This window comes from Gaetbulibacter jejuensis (assembly GCF_039524015.1).
Taxonomy (GTDB): Bacteria; Bacteroidota; Bacteroidia; order Flavobacteriales; family Flavobacteriaceae; genus Gaetbulibacter_B; species Gaetbulibacter_B jejuensis.
The window spans coordinates 216,293-234,790 of record NZ_BAAAGF010000002.1 but is presented as its reverse complement, the minus strand read 5'-3'; the positions used below and the strand labels follow the sequence as shown (position 1 = coordinate 234,790).

Here is an 18,498-nt window from a genome sequence, read left to right as displayed (position 1 = left end):
TTATCAACTAACTTTTAACTTTAATACTCCATTCAAAATTAAATACCGACACTTCCACTCCATCTTGGTTTACACCTTTTGATTGCATCCACAAGGTTTGTCCTTCACCAGTTTCAATAGCTTTGGCTATGGCATCATCAATTTTATGACCATCTGTACAACTAAATGTAATTTTTCCTGTTGCCTTTTTAGTAAAAGTAGCATTGTTATTAGCTACCAACATAGAAATAGGCTTACCGCTTTCTCTAATTTTTGCAAGTACCAGAGCACCTGTAGTTAATTCGGCAGCCATACCTTGAACTGCCCAAAACATAGATTTAAAAGGGTTTTGATTAATCCAACGGTGTTTTACAACTACTGTACAAGTGTCATTATTAATAGACTTTACACGAACTCCAGTAAAGAACACTGAAGGCAGTTTAAAAAAGTTAAAAGTGTTTATTTTATTAGGTGTGAGCTTCATTTTAAAAATTAGTTTTATCAAATCTAGACAAAATAATCCATAATTCAATTTGTTAATATTATGTTAAAATGTACTACTATGCGTAACATAATACCTTTTTTTAGACATATATTTGTATAAGATAATATTATACGTTTTAAAATCATGTTAGACAACCACCAAAAAAATATTGCAACTTTTATTCATTTATCTACCTTTAGTAGGTTTATAATTCCGTTAGGAAATTTTATTGGACCTATTATACTATGGATTACTAACAAAGAAAAATCGGAGTTTGTTGATAGTCATGGAAAGCAAGCCATAAACTTTCAAATAAGTATATTACTATATACCTTAATTATAGGTACGCTAACTATCCCGTTTTTCTTTTTAAAGTTTTTTAATGGTATTGACTTTATAGACTTTCATGGGTTTAATGATTTTCACATTAACATAGGGAAACCTTCTCCTCTACTTTACATTACGGGAGGTTTGGGTGTTCTTGCAGTTTTTGGATTTATCTTAGAACTTATATTTATAGTCATTGCAAGTTTAAAAGCACGCGATGGTGAGTTGTACAACTATCCATTAACCATAAATTTCATCAAATAACCATCAATCAATCAATCAAAAAATGAACAGTTTTTCAAATTAAAAATTTCTTTAGAACATGAAGATAGAAAACACAAAAGCACAAATGCGTAAAGGTGTATTAGAATACTGCATATTATCAGTCTTAAAAGACGATGATGCTTATGTAGCCGAAATTCTAGACACACTAAAAGACGCAAAACTGCTTGTTGTAGAAGGAACCATTTATCCACTACTTACAAGACTTAAAAACGCTGGTCTTCTTAACTACCGTTGGGAAGAATCAACCTCAGGTCCTCCACGAAAATATTACGGTTTAACAGAAACAGGAAAACTGTTTCTAAATGAGCTTAATACCACATGGAGCGAATTACAAAATGCAGTTAACCTAGTAACAAGACAAAAAAATAAAAAATAATGAATAAAACAGTCAACATAAATTTAGCAGGTATATTCTTCCATATTGATGAAGATGCATACTTAAAATTACAACGCTATCTTGAGGCTATAAAACGTTCATTTACAGACTCTCAAGGTCGATCAGAAATCATAGCAGATATTGAAGCTCGTATTGCTGAATTGTTCAACGAGCGTGTTCAAAACGAAAAACAAGTTATCAGAATAAAAGAAGTTGATGAAGTGATCTCAATAATGGGACAGCCTGAAGACTATCTTGTTGATGACGAAATTTTTGAAGACGAACCAAAAACACAATACAGAAGAACGTCACCTTCCAAAAAACTATTTAGAGATACTGACAACTCTTACATTGGTGGTGTTGCATCAGGTCTTGGACACTATTTAGGTATTGATGCCATTTGGGTAAGATTACTTTGGATTTTACTTACTCTAGGTTCTGGTGGTACGTTTGTGCTTATATATGTATTGTTTTGGGTTTTAGTTCCTGAAGCAGTTTCAACCGCTGATAAACTTACAATGACTGGTGAACCTGTGAACATCAGTAACATTGAAAAAAAAATTAAAGACGGATTTGAAAATGTATCACAAACGGTTTCAGACACGGTAAAAAATATTGATTTACCCAAACAAGGAAACCGAATAAAATCATCGTCAAAAACATTTTTTGACACTATAGGAGACATCATTATGTTTTGTCTTAAGGTGTTTGCAAAGTTCATTGGTATTATTTTAATAATCATTGGAGCCAGTACTTTAATAGGATTAATAATTGCATTATTTACAGTTGGAATTGCCGATTCTGTTAACGTCCCAGGAATTGAATTTATAAATGCTGCCAATGCTGCAAACACACCAGTTTGGTTAGTATCAATGTTGCTATTGTTTGCCATAGGAATACCGTTCTTTTTCATTTTCTATTTAGGACTCAAAATATTAATCAACAACCTAAAATCAATTGGTAACATTGCTAAGTTTTCGTTACTAGGTTTATGGTTAATGTCAATGATAGGACTATTTGTAATAGGAATAAAGCAAGCTAGTGAACATGCGTTTGATGCTAGTGTGACCGAAAACACTGAATTGTTAATGCTTAATCCATCAGATACTTTAACAATACGTATGCAAGGAAACTCGTCATACAGCAAACATTTTGGAAGACGTAGCAGCTTGTTTAAAACAGTGTATGACGATAACGACAACAAACTTATATACAATACTGATGTGCGACTTATTGTGCGTTCAACTAAAGATAGTGTAGCCTCTTTAAGTATTGAAAAAAATGCACATGCGAGTGATTATCAAAAAGCAAAATCAAGAGCACAAAACATTAATTATGATTTCATGGTAAATGGTAATGAACTTTTACTAGATGCTTACCTTACTACAGAATTCAGAAACAAGTATGGTGAACAACAAATTGAAGCTACATTGTATTTACCTGAAGGTACTGTGTTTTATGCAGATCAAAACACCTATTCGTTTCACAGAAACTCTAGCTATTACAGAGACATACTAGAAAATGGTATGGAAGAACATTATTTAAAAGTAACTCATGATGGTGTGGTGTGTTTAAACTGCGAAGACGATGAATTTAAAGTAAGAGTTGATGTAAACGATGAACACTCTGGTCTTAAAATAGATGAAGATGGTGTTAAAATCAAAAAAGACAGTGTTGAAATAGAAATCAACGACCAAGGCATTAGAGCAAAGGACGTAGATGTTAAAGTAAGAATAGATGATAATGGTGTTGAAATAATATCAGACGACAATTAACAATAACAATTCATCAATAAAAAACAACAATTCAGATACTTAGTTTATTAATCGTATATATAAAACTAGACCTTTGAACCTGTAATCAATCAAAAAACAAACAGTTATGACAACCTTAGCAAAAGTAATTATCTCCACAGTTTTAGGACTACTTATGATGTCCTGTAACTTTGATATGAATTTTGGAGTAAATGGAAACGGAAATGTAACCACAACCGAAAGATCGCTTGATGGTAGCTTTAGCGCAATAAAAGTAAGTAGAGGTTTAGATGTTTACATTACTCAAACCAATACCGAAAGTGTAAGTGTTGAAGCCGATGAGAACTTACAAGACATTATTATGGTAGAAATTGAAGGTGATGTTTTAAACATTTATGCCGAAGAAAATATTGGCACTTCAAAATCAAAAAAAATAATGGTATCTCTTGACGATTTAACTAAAATCTCAACAACTAGTGGTAGCGATGTATTTTCAACCAATACTATTAACACAAACACTATTGAGATTAAAACCACTAGCGGAAGCGACCTTGAACTAGATATCAATGCCGAAAGTATTGACTGTAGTTCAACTAGCGGAAGCCATGTTAAGCTTTCAGGTAAAACAAATAAACTCTACGCAAGTGCTACAAGCGGAAGCGATATAAGCGCACAAGATTTAAGTGCTGTGTCCTGTCAAGTAAAAGCAACTAGTGGTGCAAACATTACCGTAAACACATCAGAAGAATTAATAGCTAAAGCTAGTAGTGGTGGCGACATTAACTACTATGGTAACCCTAAAAAAGTAGAAACTAGCGATAATGTTTCTGGTAGTATAAGAAAACGCTAACCAACCTTTTTACATACAACTAACCAACCTGTTTTTCAAACCATTTCAACCTCTAGTTAGAGTTTGGGATGGTTTTTGCATATATTTGTTGTACAATTTTAAATTTATACAATGAATAAAATCCTTTTCGTTTTACTATTCAGCTTAGGTTTTACATCATCCTTTTTTGCTCAAAACAGTGAAAAAGTAAAAGGTAATAGAGATGTTACCATTGAACAAACCTATTTAGATGATTTCACTAAAATAATTGTAGGTGGCGACTTTTCAATAGAAATCATATACAACTCAAAGTCTTCAGTAGAAATTGAAACTGACAGTAATCTTCATGATATCATTAAAGTTGAAGTCGTTGATAGTACACTAACTTTCTCTACAACTCAAGAAATTTCTTCTAAAAAGAGATTGAATATAACGGTAAATTACAGCACTCCATTAGAGTATATCGAAACTAAAGACGATGCTGAAATTCGCTCATTAACGTCTTTAGAGCTTAACGACGTTGTCTTAAAAACCACAGGAACCTCCAAAGCATACTTAAATATTAATGCCAATAACTTTGAGTACACAAGTTTAGACAAAGCAAAAGTAAAATTAAACCTTACAGCCAAAGGTACATCAACAGTTGTTTTAAGTGATAACAGTAAGTTAGACGCTCTTGTAAACAGTAAAGAAGCTAAAATTGACTTATACCAAAGAGCGACTATAAACATTGAAGGAGATACTAATAATGCAATTATTAGAACTGATAATAATTCTGATTTTAACGGAAAAAACTTTACAACCAAAACCTGTACTTTAATCTCTGAAGTTGCTAGTGATGCGCACGTAAATGTATCTGAAGCTATCACTCTAGAAATTACCGGAAGCAGTGAAGTTTACTTATACAACAACCCAAAGATAACTATCAATAAATTTATTGATACTGCAAAATTGCTTAAAAAAGAAACTAATTAACTTTTAACCCTTTTTATTTAAATGAAAAAACTAATTGCCTTATCAATTGTTCTTTTTTCCATGGTTTCATGTAAAGAAGACACATCTAAAACCAGCAATAATTCAGCTGAATTGAAAGCTGAAGTTCAAGCGTTTTTAGATGATTACACTTATACTTTCGTAAAATTATATTACGATTCTGCACTTGCTGAGTGGGATGCCAACACACGTATTGTTGCTGGCGACACAACCAATGCTTACAATGTTCAAAAAGCAAACGAAGCCTTTGCTAAATTTACAGGAAGCACTGAAAATATTGAAAAAACAAGAAAATTTTTAGAGAATAAAGATGCTTTAGATATTGTTCAAGTAAGACAACTTAATACAATTCTTTATGCTGCTGCTAACAACCCTGAAACAGTTTCCGATTTAGTTTCAGAACGTATTGCTGCCGAAAATGCTCAAAACGAAACTTTATTTGGTTTCGATTTTAAAGTTGATGGCAAATCAGTAACCACAGGAGACATCGACAAAGTATTAAGAGAATCTAACAATTTAAACGAAAGACTTGCCAATTGGGAAACTTCAAAAGCTGTTGGTAAAGATTTAAAAGATGGATTGGAAAACTTAAGATCGCTTCGTAACAAAACTGTACAAGCTCTAGGTTATGACGATTACTTTACTTACCAAGTATCAGATTATGGTATGTCACGTCAAGAAATGCGTGATGAAATGAACAAAATGGTTAAAGAAGTTTGGCCACTGTATAGAGAATTACACACTTGGGCTAGATATGAATTAGCTAAAAAATTCAATGCTGAAGTACCTCAGTATTTACCTGCACATTGGTTACCAAACCGTTGGGGACAAGATTGGAGCGCACTGGTTAATGTTGAAGGTTTAGATATTGATGCTGCTTTAGCTGACAAAGAACCAGAGTGGATTGTAAAAGAAGGTGAAAACTTCTATAAGAGTATTGGTTTTGACCCATTACCTGCAAGTTTCTACGAAAAATCTAGCATGTATCCTTTACCTGCTGATGCACCTTACAAAAAGAATAATCATGCTTCTGCATGGCATATGGATTTAGAAAACGACTTACGTTGTCTAATGAGTGTTGAAGCAACTGCCGATTATTATGAGACTATTCATCATGAATTAGGTCATATTTATTATTATCAAGCTTACACCAATCCTGATGTTCCACCTTTATTACGTGGAGGCGCAAACAGAGGATACCACGAAGCTATTGGTAGTTTATTAGGTTTAGCTGCTATGCAAAAGCCATTTTTAGCTGAAAAAGGATTAGTTGATGCTAATGTTGAAATTGATGAAACTCAAAACCTATTAAAAGAAGCTTTAAACTATGTTGTGTTTTTACCATTCTCAGCAGGTGTAATGACTGAGTTTGAAAATGCTGTTTATGCTGAAAACCTTCCAAAGGATGAGTTCAACAAAAAATGGTGGGAACTCGCTCAAAAATACCAAGGTATGGTTCCTCCTTCTGAAAGAGGTGAAGAGTTTTGTGATGCTGCTTCAAAAACACACATCAACAATGATGCTGCTCAATATTACGATTATGCAGTATCTTATATTTTATTATTCCAATTCCATGACCATATTTCTAAAAATATCTTGAAGCAAGATCCACATGCTACAAATTACTATGGTAGCAAACCTGTTGGAGATTTCCTTAAAGAAGTTTTAAAATCTGGTGCTAATAATGATTGGAGAGAGTTATTAAAAGAAAGTGTTGGTAGCGAAATGAGTGCAAAACCAATGTTAGACTATTTTGCTCCTCTTATGGATTACTTAAAAGAACAAAACAAAGGCAGAACATACACACTACCAGAAAGTTTATAATATTTAAACTTTAATACATAAAAAAAACCGAAGCTATAAACTTCGGTTTTTTTTATCTCTATTATTTATGTTCTAGTTATAGGTAGAAGTACTAACTTCAAAAGTAGTATCTTTTGCAGCTAACCAACGTTCTGCATCAAGAGCAGCCATACAACCTGTTCCAGCAGCAGTTATTGCTTGTCGGTAAACATGATCGGCAGCATCACCACTCACAAAAACACCTTCTACATTAGTTTTAGATGTTCCAGGAACATTTATAATATATCCAGTTTCATCTAAATCTAAATAATCTTTAAAAATATCAGTATTAGGCTTATGTCCAATAGCTACAAAAAATCCTGTTGCAGGAATTTCGTGCTTCTCATCAGTTTGGTTATTAAACACTTTAACACCTGTAACTACTTGTCCATCTCCTAAAACCTCTTCAGTTTCAGTATTGAATAGTATTTCAATATTTGGTGTGTTTTTAACGCGTTCAGCCATAATTTTTGAAGCTCTAAACTCATCACGTCTTACAAGCATTGTTACCTTTTTACAAAGCTTAGATAAATAATGTGCCTCTTCACAAGCACTATCTCCTGCTCCAACAATCACTACTTCTTGATTTCTGTAGAAAAAGCCATCACAAACAGCACATGCAGAAACACCTCCTCCTAATTTTAAATATTTTTGTTCAGATTCTAATCCTAAATATTTTGCTGAAGCTCCTGTAGAAATTATAACTGTATCGCAGTGTATTTCTTTAGTATCATTTACCCATACTTTGTGAACATCACCAGAAAAATCTACTTTGGTAATCCACCCATCTCTTACGTCAGTTTCAAAGCGCTCAGCCTGTTTTTGTAACTGAATCATCATTTCAGGACCAGTTATTCCTTCAGGGTAACCTGGGAAATTTTCAACTTCATTAGTAGTTGTCAATTGTCCTCCTGGTTGTGCTCCTTGGTATAAAACTGGAGACATATTTGCTCTTGCTGCATAAATAGCTGCTGTATAACCTGCAGGTCCAGAACCTATTATCAAACACTTTACTTTTTCAATTGTTTCAGACATAATCGTATCATTAATTTTACTAAACAAAAGTAGGTTTTTTGGGCAAATCCTTACATATAAGTTATTAACAGTTTGTATACAACTATAAGTAAAAATTATACATAGCTACATATTTTTTACATTGAATAGTTTAAAAATACCAGTAGATTTTTGTAAATTTAGAAGGCAACACATTTAAAACTAAAACATTCTGTCATGAAACATTTAGCACTAATAATATTCACTGCTCTATTAGTAATTGCTTGTAAAAACAATGCAAATCAAAACGTCCAAGACAACACTAAAACACAAGATTCAATCAACGCGTCACTAGAAGGCACTTGGGAATTGGTAGGTTTTTATAACTACATCAACAATAAAGTATCCGATTCGTTTAACCCATCTACAGGTTATCGTCAAGTAAAAATGTATACCTCAACCAAAGTAATGTGGAGTAAAAATGTACCAACCGACAGTACTGAATGGTTTGGTTATGGATATTATAATATTAATGGTGATACGCTTACCGAAGTTTTGGATTATGGCTCTAAAATGATGAAAAAAATTATTAATGAACGAAAAGAATTTAAATACGAGCTCGACTTAAAAGAAAACACCTTTAGTCAAATTGAAGTTGATGATGAGGGTAACCGTATTTACTCAGAAAACTACAAACGTATTGAATAAAAAAAAAGCTGAACAAAACAGTTCAGCTTTTAAAGTCGGGGTGGCAGGATTCGAACCTGCGACCTCCGCGTCCCAAACGCGGCGCGATAACCGGGCTACGCTACACCCCGAATTTTGGTTATCATTTTTAGGACTGCAAATATATACCTTTTTTTAAAAACTGACACATTTTATCATTAAATTTAAGCTCAAAATCATTTTTATATGAAATTTAAAAAACAGTACATGCTTTTTATAGCATTATTAAGTGTTTTTGCTTGCGCTCAAGATAAAAATCCCGTAAATACAAACCACGATTACGAACTAGTTGTAAAAGAACTTAATATACCTTGGGGATTTGCATTTTTACCTGATAACTCAATACTAATTACTGAAAAAAGTGGTGAACTCATTCATTTTAAAAATGGTCAAAAAACTACTATCTCTGGTTTACCGGAAATATATGTAAGAGGTCAAGGAGGTTTATTGGACATTTGTTTACATCCTGAGTATAAAGATAACGGTTGGATTTATTTCACCTATGCATCTCCTGAAGGAGAAGAAAAAGGAGGCAACACAGCCTTAATGAGAGCAAAACTAAAAAACAACACTTTAGTTGATAAACAACTATTGTACAAAGCTAGTCCTAATACAACAAGAGGTCAACATTTTGGTTCAAGAATAGTTTTTGACAACCAAGGGTATTTATATTTTACTATTGGTGAACGTGGAGATAGAGATACAAACCCACAAGACATAACAAGAGATTGCGGGAAAGTTTATAGGTTAAATAGTGATGGGTCAATCCCAATAGATAATCCGCTTGTAAACACACCTAACGCAAAACCTGCAATTTTTTCCTATGGTCATAGAAATCCGCAAGGTATGGTTTTACACTATGAAACTGGTGAAATATGGACTCATGAACATGGTCCTAGAGGAGGAGACGAAATCAATATTATAAAACCTGGAAAAAATTACGGATGGCCAGTTATAAGTTATGGTATCAATTATAGTGGAACAAAATTTACTGACATTACCGAAAAAGAAGGCATGGAACAACCCTTTCATTATTGGGATCCTTCAATTGCTCCTAGCGGAATGGCTTTTATAACTAGCGATAAATATCCTGGTTGGAAAGGAGACCTTCTAGTTGGTTCATTAAAATTTCAATACCTTGATAAATGTGTCATCAAAGATGGTAAAGTAATTAAGGAAGAACGTCTTTTAGACAACTTAGGCCGTGTGCGTTCAATAAACCAAGGACTAGACGGTTACATTTATGTAGGCATTGAAAACTTAGGAATTGTAAAACTGTTACCAAAAAAATGATAAAAACCAAACCACTATTATTTATTATAGCTTTCGCTACATTAACGTTTTGCAATAGCAAGAAAGAAGATAAAAGCCCAGAAATACAAGAAAGTATACAACGTGGTTCTGAAGTGTACAACGACTTTTGTATGGCTTGCCATTTACCAAACGGACAAGGTGTACCACGCACATTTCCGCCTTTGGCAAAATCGGATTATTTAATGAACAAAAGAGCTGAAAGTATAAAAGCTATTAAGTACGGACAAAAAGGAAAAATAACAGTTAATGGTGTTGAATATGATAATGTAATGACACCTTTAGGACTAAGCGACCAAGAAGTTGCCGATGTAATGAATTACATTACAAACTCTTGGGGAAACACCAATAATAAAATGATTACCGAAGATGAAGTTTCAAAAATTCAGCCTTAATTTTTCTTGTAAATACTTAAATTTGCCTAAATTCTAAACAAAAAATATGCTCATTATAGGAATCGCAGGAGGAACTGGTTGTGGTAAAACAACTGTGGTTAATCAAATATTAGCTCAACTTCCCGAAGGTGAAGTTGGGGTCATCTCTCAAGACTCATATTACAAAGATACGTCTCATTTGAGTTATGACGAACGTGTAAAAATCAATTTTGACCATCCTCGTTCTATCGATTTTGAACTTTTGGAAGAACACCTTAAAGAGTTAAAAAAAGGAAATACAATAGACCAACCTGTTTACTCTTTTGTAAAACATAACAGAACAGGTGATGTTGTAAAAACCAAACCAAGAAAAGTGATGATTGTTGAGGGTATTCTTATCCTTACCAATCCAGAGTTGAGAGACATGTTTGATATAAAAATATTTGTGCATGCTGATAGTGATGAACGCCTTATACGTCGTTTAAAACGAGATATTTCTGAAAGAGGAAGAGACATTGACGAAGTATTATCGCGTTACCAAAACACATTAAAACCTATGCATCAGCAATTTATAGAACCTATGAAAGAGTATGCAGACATTATTATACCAAACAATAAGTACAATACTGTAGCAGTTGATATAGTTAAAACTATTATTAATCAACGCTTGTAACTTACAATGCCAAAAAAGAAAAACATAAAATATTTAAAACCTTTCAAAAATCTTTTTGTAATCATACTTGTGCCTTTTGCAATATGGATGCTGTTTTTTGACACTAACTCCTTTTTAATTCATCATGAATTAAATTCAGAAATGGAGGATTTAGAAAACGAAAAAGAGTATTATAAAAAGGAAATTGAAAAAGACAATAAAGCTATTAAAGAGCTAAAAACCGAAGAAGGTATTGAAAAACTAGCTCGAGAAAAATACTATATGAAAAAGGAAAATGAAGAGATTTATATCATTGAGTACGAAGATAGCTTAGCAAAACAGAGTAATGAAAAATAATCCATTATTTTCCACCTTTGATGATGTTTCATCAAAGCAATGGAAACAAAAAATTCAAGCTGACCTTAAAGGTGCTGATTATAATGATACACTAATATGGAAATCAAACGAAGGCATTGATGTAAGACCATTTTATCATGCTGATGAGTTTGATACACTTCCTGAAATTTCAGATGCTAAAGCAACACAATGGCACATTTGCCAAACTATTTTTGTTGCTGATGCTAAGAAATCCAACGAAAAAGCTAATGATGCACTTTCTAGAGGAGCCGAAAGCATCAAGTTTATTATTCCTAACACTAAAATAAACTTAGAAGAACTCCTCAAATCAATTGACACCAACACTACGCTACTCTATTTTGAATTACAGTTTTTAGATACTGAATACGTTACTGAAATCCTCAGCAAAACTTCAAAAGACAAGGTTTATATCCCAACAGATATTATTGGTCAATTAGCAAGAGCTGGCAATTGGTTTAAAGACTTAAAAACCGATCATTCTATTTTTGAAAGTATTGTAAAAAGTACCAATTCTTTAAGTGTTGATGTTGCTTTATATCAAAATTCTGGAGCAACTATTGTGCAACAATTAGCATATGCGCTAGCACATGTTAATGAATATTTCAATCATCTTGATGCACTACTTTCAACTGAAGCAAAAAAAGAATTCAACATTATTTTTAATGTTTCAGTAGGCACAAATTATTTCTTTGAGATTGCCAAACTTCGTGCTTTAAGATTGTTGTTTTCAACACTTGCCGAAGCTTTCAATTTTAATACACAGTGTCACATTTTTGCTACACCTTCAAAGCGCAATAAAACCCTTTATGATTATAACACCAATATGCTACGTACTACAACAGAGTGTATGAGTGCAATTCTTGGTGGCTCAAATTCGGTATGTAATTTACCTTATGATGCTATTTATCATAAAGACAACGAATTCGGAGAGCGAATCTCGAGAAATCAGTTATTAGTTTTAAAGCACGAAAGTTACTTTGACAAAGTCAATAATCCTGCCGATGGTAATTATTATGTAGAAACGTTAACTGAGCAAATTTCAGAAAAAGCCTTAGCATTATTTAAAGATATAGAAAGTAATGGTGGGTTTTTAAACCAACTTAAAGAAGGCACTATTCAACGTAAAATAAAAGAAAGTGCTACTAAAGAACAAGAAGATTTTAATGCTAACAAACTCATTTTATTAGGAACAAACAAGCATCCAAACCCTAACGATAAAATGAAACACGAGCTTGAGCTATACCCTTTTGTAAAACACAATCCTGTAAAAACACTTATTGCTCCAATAATTGAAAACAGGTTAGCTGAGTCAATGGAACAAGAACGAATTAATAATGAATAAACACAACATCATGAAGTTTAAATTAATTATTACATGCCTTATTGCAAGTTTAGTATTGTGGAACTGTAAGCAAGAACCAAAAACGCCTGAAGTAGATTACAAATATGCTAACAATAACGAATTAAAAGACTGCAAAAGTAAAGACTCTCTTCTACTTAACGAAGCATTAATGTCTTTTGAAAAAGATTTAATAAACGCTTACGATCCAAAAACCCAAAGTCCAAATAGGTCTTATGTTAGGTTTTTAAGCGATGTAAGAGTTAATAAAGTTAATTATATAGCTATCACATCAAAACACACAAAAGAACTGTTTGAAGCTTTAAAATCTAAATCCGATTTATGGAATACTAAAGAGGGTGATTATACTTTAAACTACGCTAACCCTTTAGTCGCTTGTATTGCTTCTAATATGCAAGAAGGTGATTTAAAAATTACTTTCAATGCTTTAGTTGACACTAATAGTATGAGCTACAGAATGTATAGCGAAGAATTAAGACGAAACACCATAAGCATAACAAAAGACAAGTATTTAGCTCTTTTTGTAGCATTAGATTTATACTATGCTAAACTATTTGGTGTAGACTTTAACAAACAACCAGAAGCAAACATAGATTTCAATAAGAAACCTGTAAAAAAAGAAATTGAATCAAAAGATTCGCATGAAGGTCACAACCATTAAAATAACAGTATTATTAATTGTTGTAGTAACATTTCAATCGTGTCTTAATGTTGCCAATGACGTCAAAAGCTGGATAGAATTAAATGCTGAAGACGAAATTTTTGGTAAATACCACATGCTTGAAGACGATGGCATAAAAATATATCTACCTGATGTTTTTAAACGTTACTCATCAGTAGAGTATCAACAATTACTAGATTCTTTAGCCACAAAAAAAGACTATGAGTACGAGTCTAAAAGACTAAAGTCTATGAGAGAATTGGAAGGTAATTTGTATTTATATTTTGATGAAACCACGCGTTCTACCTATAGTATAAACACAATGCCTTATATGCCACTTTACAAAAGAGACGCTCAATATTTATTAGGAATGATACGTCTTGGCAATGAAAGAGTAGCTGAAAACACCGATTTAAAATTCACTAAAATCACAGCCAAGTATAATGCGAGTAATGGTCCGCAAATTTTCAAAGTTGTACACAGAATTGATAATGAAGCTAAACAAACATCAACCTTTAGTACAACTTATATTATTTCGTCTAATCACAAAACGGTCTTCATTAACCTAACCACACCTTTTGACGTCTATTTTGACCCATTTCTTCAAAAAATGATTTTATAATGTCTAGAAAAAACATTCAACATATTACCATAAAGAAGCAAGAATCAAGAGCAAAAAACCAAAATTCGCTCCCTTTGGGAGAGATGTCCGAAGGACAGAGAGGGCTTTTTATGACTGCAGAAGACATAAATGTTCAATCAACCTACTCTAAAGATGACCTTAAAGATATTGAACATCTAAATTTTGTAGCTGGAATAGCTCCAAACCTTCGTGGTCCATACAGCACAATGTATGTTCGAAGACCATGGACTATTCGTCAATATGCAGGATTTTCAACAGCAGAAGAAAGTAACGCTTTTTACAGACGTAATCTTGCTGCAGGTCAAAAAGGATTGTCTGTAGCCTTCGATTTGGCTACACATCGTGGATATGATAGTGACCACGAACGTGTTGTTGGAGATGTTGGAAAAGCAGGAGTTGCTATTGATAGTGTTGAGGACATGAAAATTCTCTTCGATCAAATTCCGCTAGACAAGATGAGTGTATCTATGACCATGAATGGTGCTGTACTACCAATTATGGCATTTTACATTGTTGCTGCCGAAGAACAAGGTGTAAAACCTGAACAGTTAGCTGGTACTATTCAAAACGACATTTTAAAGGAGTTTATGGTAAGAAACACTTACATCTATCCTCCTACACCATCCATGAAAATCATTTCAGATATTTTTGAATATACCAGTAAAAACATGCCTAAATTCAATAGTATTAGTATTTCCGGATACCACATGCAAGAAGCTGGTGCTACTTGTGATATTGAATTGGCTTATACTTTAGCTGATGGATTAGAATACATTAGAAAAGGGCTTGATGCAGGAATGGATATTGACACCTTTGCTCCACGATTGTCGTTCTTTTGGGCCATTGGAATGAACCATTTTATGGAAATTGCCAAAATGCGTGCTGCAAGAATGCTTTGGGCTAAATTGGTAAAACAATTCAATCCTAAAAATTCAAAATCTTTAGCATTGCGAACCCATTGTCAAACCAGTGGTTGGAGTTTAACAGAACAAGATCCTTTTAATAATGTAGCACGAACAACTATTGAAGCTGCAGCTGCAGCTTTTGGTGGCACACAAAGTTTACACACCAATGCATTGGATGAAGCTATTGCACTACCAACAGATTTTTCGGCTAGAATTGCGCGTAACACACAAATATTTTTACAAGAAGAAACCCATATTACGAAAACTGTTGACCCTTGGGCAGGAAGCTATTATGTTGAAAAACTAACACATGACATTGCTCAAAAGGCATGGGAATTGATTGAAGAAGTTGAAGCATTAGGCGGAATGACAAAAGCTATTGAAGCTGGTATTCCTAAAATTAGAATTGAAGAAGCTGCTGCACGAAAGCAAGCTCGAATTGATTCTGGTCAAGACATTATAGTTGGTGTAAACAAATATAGATTACAAGAAGAAGATCCAATCGCTACACTTGAAGTTGACAACCAAATTGTACGCAACTCCCAAATAGAACGCTTAAAAGCCATTAAAGCAGAAAGAAATACCGGAAAAGTACAAGCAGCATTATCAAAATTAACTGAAGTTGCTAAAACAGGACAAGAAAATTTATTAGCTTTAGCTGTAGAAGCAGCTCGAGAACGAGCAACTTTAGGAGAAATAAGTGATGCTTTAGAAGCTGCTTTTGGTCGCTATAAAGCGCAAATTAAATCATTTAGTGGTGTGTATAGTAAAGAAATCAAAGACGACGAATCCTTTAAAAAAGCTAAAGAATTAGCTGATAAATTTGCTGAACAAGATGGACGACGTCCTCGTATTATGATAGCAAAAATGGGACAAGATGGTCATGATCGTGGTGCAAAAGTTGTAGCTACAGGTTATGCTGATGTTGGTTTTGATGTAGATATTGGTCCACTGTTTCAAACACCACAAGAAGCCGCTAAACAAGCTGTAGAAAACGATGTACATATTTTAGGCGTTTCATCATTAGCTGCAGGACATAAAACTCTAGTTCCACAAGTTATTGAAGCACTTAAAAGTTATGGTCGTGATGATATTATGGTAATTGTTGGTGGCGTAATACCAAAACAAGACTATCAATATTTATTTGATGCAGGAGCTGTGGCTGTTTTTGGACCTGGAACAAAAATTAGTGATGCTGCTATAAAGATTTTGGAGATTTTGATTGATTAATAGCGGTTAAGTGCATTACATAAATATTCACGAACTGTTAACAACTTCCATTTTATAAACTCGTAAATAATTGTATTTTTACGGGACAAAAAACCAAATCATATTAATGGGTAAAATCATTGCAATTGCCAATCAAAAGGGAGGAGTAGGTAAAACAACTACTTCTGTTAACTTAGCCGCATCTTTAGGTGTTTTAGAAAAAAAAGTGTTGCTCATTGATGCTGACCCTCAAGCCAATGCTACTTCAGGTCTTGGTATTGATGTTGAAACTATTGAAATAGGAACCTATCAATTATTAGAGCATACTACTTCAGCTGAAGAATGTATAATGTCTACCGATTCACCAAATGTAGATATTATTCCAGCTCATATTGACCTAGTGGCTATTGAAATTGAACTAGTAGATAAAGATGAACGTGAGTACATGCTTAAAAAAGCGGTTTCTCACCTAAAATCATCTTACGATTATATTTTAATTGACTGTGCACCATCGTTAGGTTTGTTAACATTAAACGCTTTAACGGCTTCAGACTCTGTGATTATTCCAATTCAATGTGAATATTTTGCTTTGGAAGGTTTAGGCAAACTACTAAACACCGTAAAAAGTGTTCAAAAAATCCATAATCAAAACTTGGATATTGAAGGTATGCTTTTAACCATGTATGACCAACGTTTACGACTTTCAAATCAAGTTGTAGAAGAAGTTCAAAAGCATTTTAGTGATATGGTTTTTGAAACCATTATTCAGCGTAATGTAAGATTAGGTGAAGCTCCTAGCTATGGTGAAAGCATTATTAACTACGATGTAAGTAGTAAAGGTGCTACAAATTACTTAAGTTTGGCAAAGGAAATTATTAAAAAGAATGGCTAATGGCGAAGGCAACAAAAAAACAAGCATTAGGTAGAGGACTTTCAGCACTGCTTAAAGACCCTTCTAATGATATCAATTCAGTTCAGGACAAAAATGCAGATAAGGTAATTGGTAATATTGTTGATTTAGATATTGAAGCTATTGAGATTAACCCTTTTCAGCCTCGTACAAACTTTAACGAAGAAGCCTTACGTGAACTAGCATCCTCAATTAAAGAGCTTGGAGTTATTCAACCTATAACAGTAAGAAAACTAGAATTCAACAAATACCAACTGGTATCTGGAGAACGTAGGTTTAGAGCTTCAAAATTAATAGGTCTTGAAACTATTCCTGCTTATATTAGAATAGCCAATGACCAAGAGTCGCTAGAAATGGCTCTTGTTGAAAACATTCAACGTCAAGATTTAGACCCAATAGAAATTGCGCTATCTTACCAACGTTTAATTGACGAAATCAATTTAACGCAAGAACAAATGAGTGATCGTGTTGGTAAAAAGCGTTCTACTATTGCCAACTATTTACGTTTACTCAAACTAGATCCAATCATCCAAACAGGAATGCGAGATGGATTTATATCAATGGGTCATGGTAGAGCAATTATTAACATTGAAGATCAAAATACTCAGTTAGCTATTTATGAAAAAATAATTACTAATAAACTTTCGGTACGAGAAACTGAAAAACTGGTAAAAAACTATCATTCTAGCAATACTGTAACTGTCCCAGAAAAGCAAGAACTTCCAAAATATATTAAAAAAGGCATAAAAGAGTTTTCAGAATACTTTGGCCATAAAATAAACGTTAAGGTATCAAAGAATGGTAAAGGTAGTATTACGATTCCTTTCCATTCTGAAGAAGATTTTAATCGTATACAAAAACTTGTTAAAAGTGCCAAATAAGACATTTTATAGTATTCTATTTTTACTTTTTATAGGTTCTACTTGCTTTTCACAAACAGAAAGCGACAGCACCAAAGTAGATACTGACCTTATGGTAGTGAACGACACCATAACTCGTGAGCCTATAAACATTCTTGCGCCTTCAAAAGCTGCATTTTATTCTGCAGTGTTACCTGGTTTAGGTCAAGCTTACAATAAAAAATATTGGAAAATCCCTATTGTTGTTGGTGCTATTACAACCGGAATTTTAATTTACGACCACAACAATAGAGAGTATCATCGTTATAGAGATGCATACAAAAGCCGATTAGCAGGCTACTCAAACGATGAATTTTGGGGAACCCAAGCCGATGGCACAACTCCTCTAGCCTCTCCAAGAGTTTCTAACGATGGACTTATTAGAGCACAAGAATCGCTAAGACGAAATAAAGAAATTTCATTATTAGTAACCATTGGTATTTATGCTTTAAATATTATTGATGCTAATGTTGACGCGCACCTACTCCAATACAACGTCGACGAAAATTTAGCTCTAAAGCCTCATTTTAAATATAATGAGCTTGAAAACACTTCTGATTTGGGTGTGACAGTAAATTTCAAGTTTTAGCTTAGCAATACACAAACGA

Annotated in this window: 20 protein-coding genes and 1 tRNA gene; 18 read left to right on the top strand and 3 right to left on the bottom strand. The window is 33.3% G+C overall.

Features of this window, described 5'->3' with window-relative positions; all coding sequences use genetic code 11:
• Nucleotides 1–7 precede the first annotated feature (7 nt).
• Complete coding sequence (locus ABD011_RS07645) at nt 8–463, bottom strand: DUF4442 domain-containing protein (protein ID WP_131507642.1); 456 nt, start codon at nt 461–463, stop codon at nt 8–10.
• A gap of 144 nt (nt 464–607) precedes the next feature.
• Here ABD011_RS07645 and ABD011_RS07640 point away from each other — a divergent pair, with 144 nt between their 5' ends.
• From ABD011_RS07640 to ABD011_RS07615, 6 genes are all read left to right on the top strand, one after another.
• On the top strand, nt 608–1,054 hold the full coding sequence (locus tag ABD011_RS07640; protein ID WP_129760525.1) for a DUF4870 domain-containing protein: 447 nt from the start codon (nt 608–610) through the stop codon (nt 1,052–1,054).
• Between the two features lie 58 nt (nt 1,055–1,112).
• On the top strand, nt 1,113–1,451 hold the full coding sequence (locus ABD011_RS07635; RefSeq protein ID WP_129760523.1) for a PadR family transcriptional regulator: 339 nt from the start codon (nt 1,113–1,115) through the stop codon (nt 1,449–1,451).
• Nucleotides 1,451–3,226, top strand: coding sequence for a PspC domain-containing protein (locus ABD011_RS07630; protein WP_343797148.1), 1,776 nt, complete (start codon nt 1,451–1,453; stop codon nt 3,224–3,226). The genes ABD011_RS07635 and ABD011_RS07630 overlap by 1 nt, the downstream gene beginning before the upstream one ends.
• 106 nt (nt 3,227–3,332) lie before the next feature.
• Nucleotides 3,333–4,055: a head GIN domain-containing protein gene (locus tag ABD011_RS07625; protein ID WP_343797146.1), complete on the top strand. Its 723-nt coding sequence runs from the start codon at nt 3,333–3,335 to the stop codon at nt 4,053–4,055.
• Nucleotides 4,056–4,166: 111 nt separating this feature from the next.
• A complete protein-coding gene (locus tag ABD011_RS07620; RefSeq protein ID WP_343797145.1) occupies nt 4,167–5,009 on the top strand; it encodes a GIN domain-containing protein in 843 nt (280 codons plus the stop codon).
• Between the two features lie 21 nt (nt 5,010–5,030).
• The gene (locus ABD011_RS07615) at nt 5,031–6,851 is read left to right on the top strand and encodes a M2 family metallopeptidase (RefSeq protein ID WP_343797143.1); all 1,821 of its coding nucleotides are present in this window, start codon (nt 5,031–5,033) and stop codon (nt 6,849–6,851) included.
• Between the two features lie 72 nt (nt 6,852–6,923).
• On the opposite strand, the gene trxB is transcribed toward ABD011_RS07615, so the two are convergent.
• Nucleotides 6,924–7,904: a thioredoxin-disulfide reductase gene (gene trxB / locus ABD011_RS07610; protein WP_262732692.1), complete on the bottom strand. Its 981-nt coding sequence runs from the start codon at nt 7,902–7,904 to the stop codon at nt 6,924–6,926.
• 195 nt (nt 7,905–8,099) lie between these two features.
• Between trxB and ABD011_RS07605 the strand changes: the two genes are divergently transcribed.
• Nucleotides 8,100–8,570: a hypothetical protein gene (locus tag ABD011_RS07605; RefSeq protein ID WP_343797140.1), complete on the top strand. Its 471-nt coding sequence runs from the start codon at nt 8,100–8,102 to the stop codon at nt 8,568–8,570.
• 35 nt (nt 8,571–8,605) lie between these two features.
• Here the strand turns inward: ABD011_RS07605 and ABD011_RS07600 are convergent.
• Nucleotides 8,606–8,680 (bottom strand) — tRNA-Pro (locus ABD011_RS07600).
• Between the two features lie 94 nt (nt 8,681–8,774).
• Between ABD011_RS07600 and ABD011_RS07595 the strand changes: the two genes are divergently transcribed.
• The 11 genes from ABD011_RS07595 (at nt 8,775) to ABD011_RS07545 (ending at nt 18,479) form a co-directional block, all read left to right on the top strand.
• Entirely contained in the window at nt 8,775–9,881 is a 1,107-nt protein-coding gene (locus ABD011_RS07595) for a PQQ-dependent sugar dehydrogenase (RefSeq protein WP_343797138.1), read from the top strand.
• Nucleotides 9,878–10,294: a c-type cytochrome gene (locus tag ABD011_RS07590; RefSeq protein WP_262732669.1), complete on the top strand. Its 417-nt coding sequence runs from the start codon at nt 9,878–9,880 to the stop codon at nt 10,292–10,294. Before ABD011_RS07595 ends, ABD011_RS07590 begins: the two co-directional genes overlap by 4 nt.
• Nucleotides 10,295–10,340: 46 nt before the next feature.
• Nucleotides 10,341–10,946, top strand: a complete 606-nt coding sequence (gene udk / locus ABD011_RS07585) for a uridine kinase (protein ID WP_131507661.1) — start codon at nt 10,341–10,343, stop codon at nt 10,944–10,946.
• A 6-nt stretch (nt 10,947–10,952) separates the two neighbouring features.
• Nucleotides 10,953–11,282 (top strand): FtsB family cell division protein, encoded by a 330-nt coding sequence (locus tag ABD011_RS07580; protein WP_129760500.1) that lies wholly within the window; start codon nt 10,953–10,955, stop codon nt 11,280–11,282.
• Nucleotides 11,272–12,645, top strand: coding sequence for a methylmalonyl-CoA mutase subunit beta (locus ABD011_RS07575; RefSeq protein WP_343797131.1), 1,374 nt, complete (start codon nt 11,272–11,274; stop codon nt 12,643–12,645). Before ABD011_RS07580 ends, ABD011_RS07575 begins: the two co-directional genes overlap by 11 nt.
• A 10-nt stretch (nt 12,646–12,655) precedes the next feature.
• A complete protein-coding gene (locus ABD011_RS07570) occupies nt 12,656–13,324 on the top strand; it encodes a hypothetical protein (RefSeq protein WP_129760496.1) in 669 nt (222 codons plus the stop codon).
• Nucleotides 13,305–13,946 (top strand): hypothetical protein, encoded by a 642-nt coding sequence (locus ABD011_RS07565; protein ID WP_343797129.1) that lies wholly within the window; start codon nt 13,305–13,307, stop codon nt 13,944–13,946. Before ABD011_RS07570 ends, ABD011_RS07565 begins: the two co-directional genes overlap by 20 nt.
• Entirely contained in the window at nt 13,946–16,102 is a 2,157-nt protein-coding gene (scpA, locus tag ABD011_RS07560) for a methylmalonyl-CoA mutase (RefSeq protein WP_343797127.1), read from the top strand. Before ABD011_RS07565 ends, scpA begins: the two co-directional genes overlap by 1 nt.
• A gap of 106 nt (nt 16,103–16,208) precedes the next feature.
• Entirely contained in the window at nt 16,209–16,973 is a 765-nt protein-coding gene (locus ABD011_RS07555; RefSeq protein WP_131507669.1) for a ParA family protein, read from the top strand.
• Nucleotides 16,973–17,872 (top strand): ParB/RepB/Spo0J family partition protein, encoded by a 900-nt coding sequence (locus ABD011_RS07550; RefSeq protein WP_131507671.1) that lies wholly within the window; start codon nt 16,973–16,975, stop codon nt 17,870–17,872. The genes ABD011_RS07555 and ABD011_RS07550 overlap by 1 nt, the downstream gene beginning before the upstream one ends.
• On the top strand, nt 17,862–18,479 hold the full coding sequence (locus tag ABD011_RS07545) for a DUF5683 domain-containing protein (RefSeq protein WP_131507673.1): 618 nt from the start codon (nt 17,862–17,864) through the stop codon (nt 18,477–18,479). Before ABD011_RS07550 ends, ABD011_RS07545 begins: the two co-directional genes overlap by 11 nt.
• The last annotated feature ends 19 nt before the right edge of the window (nt 18,480–18,498 follow it).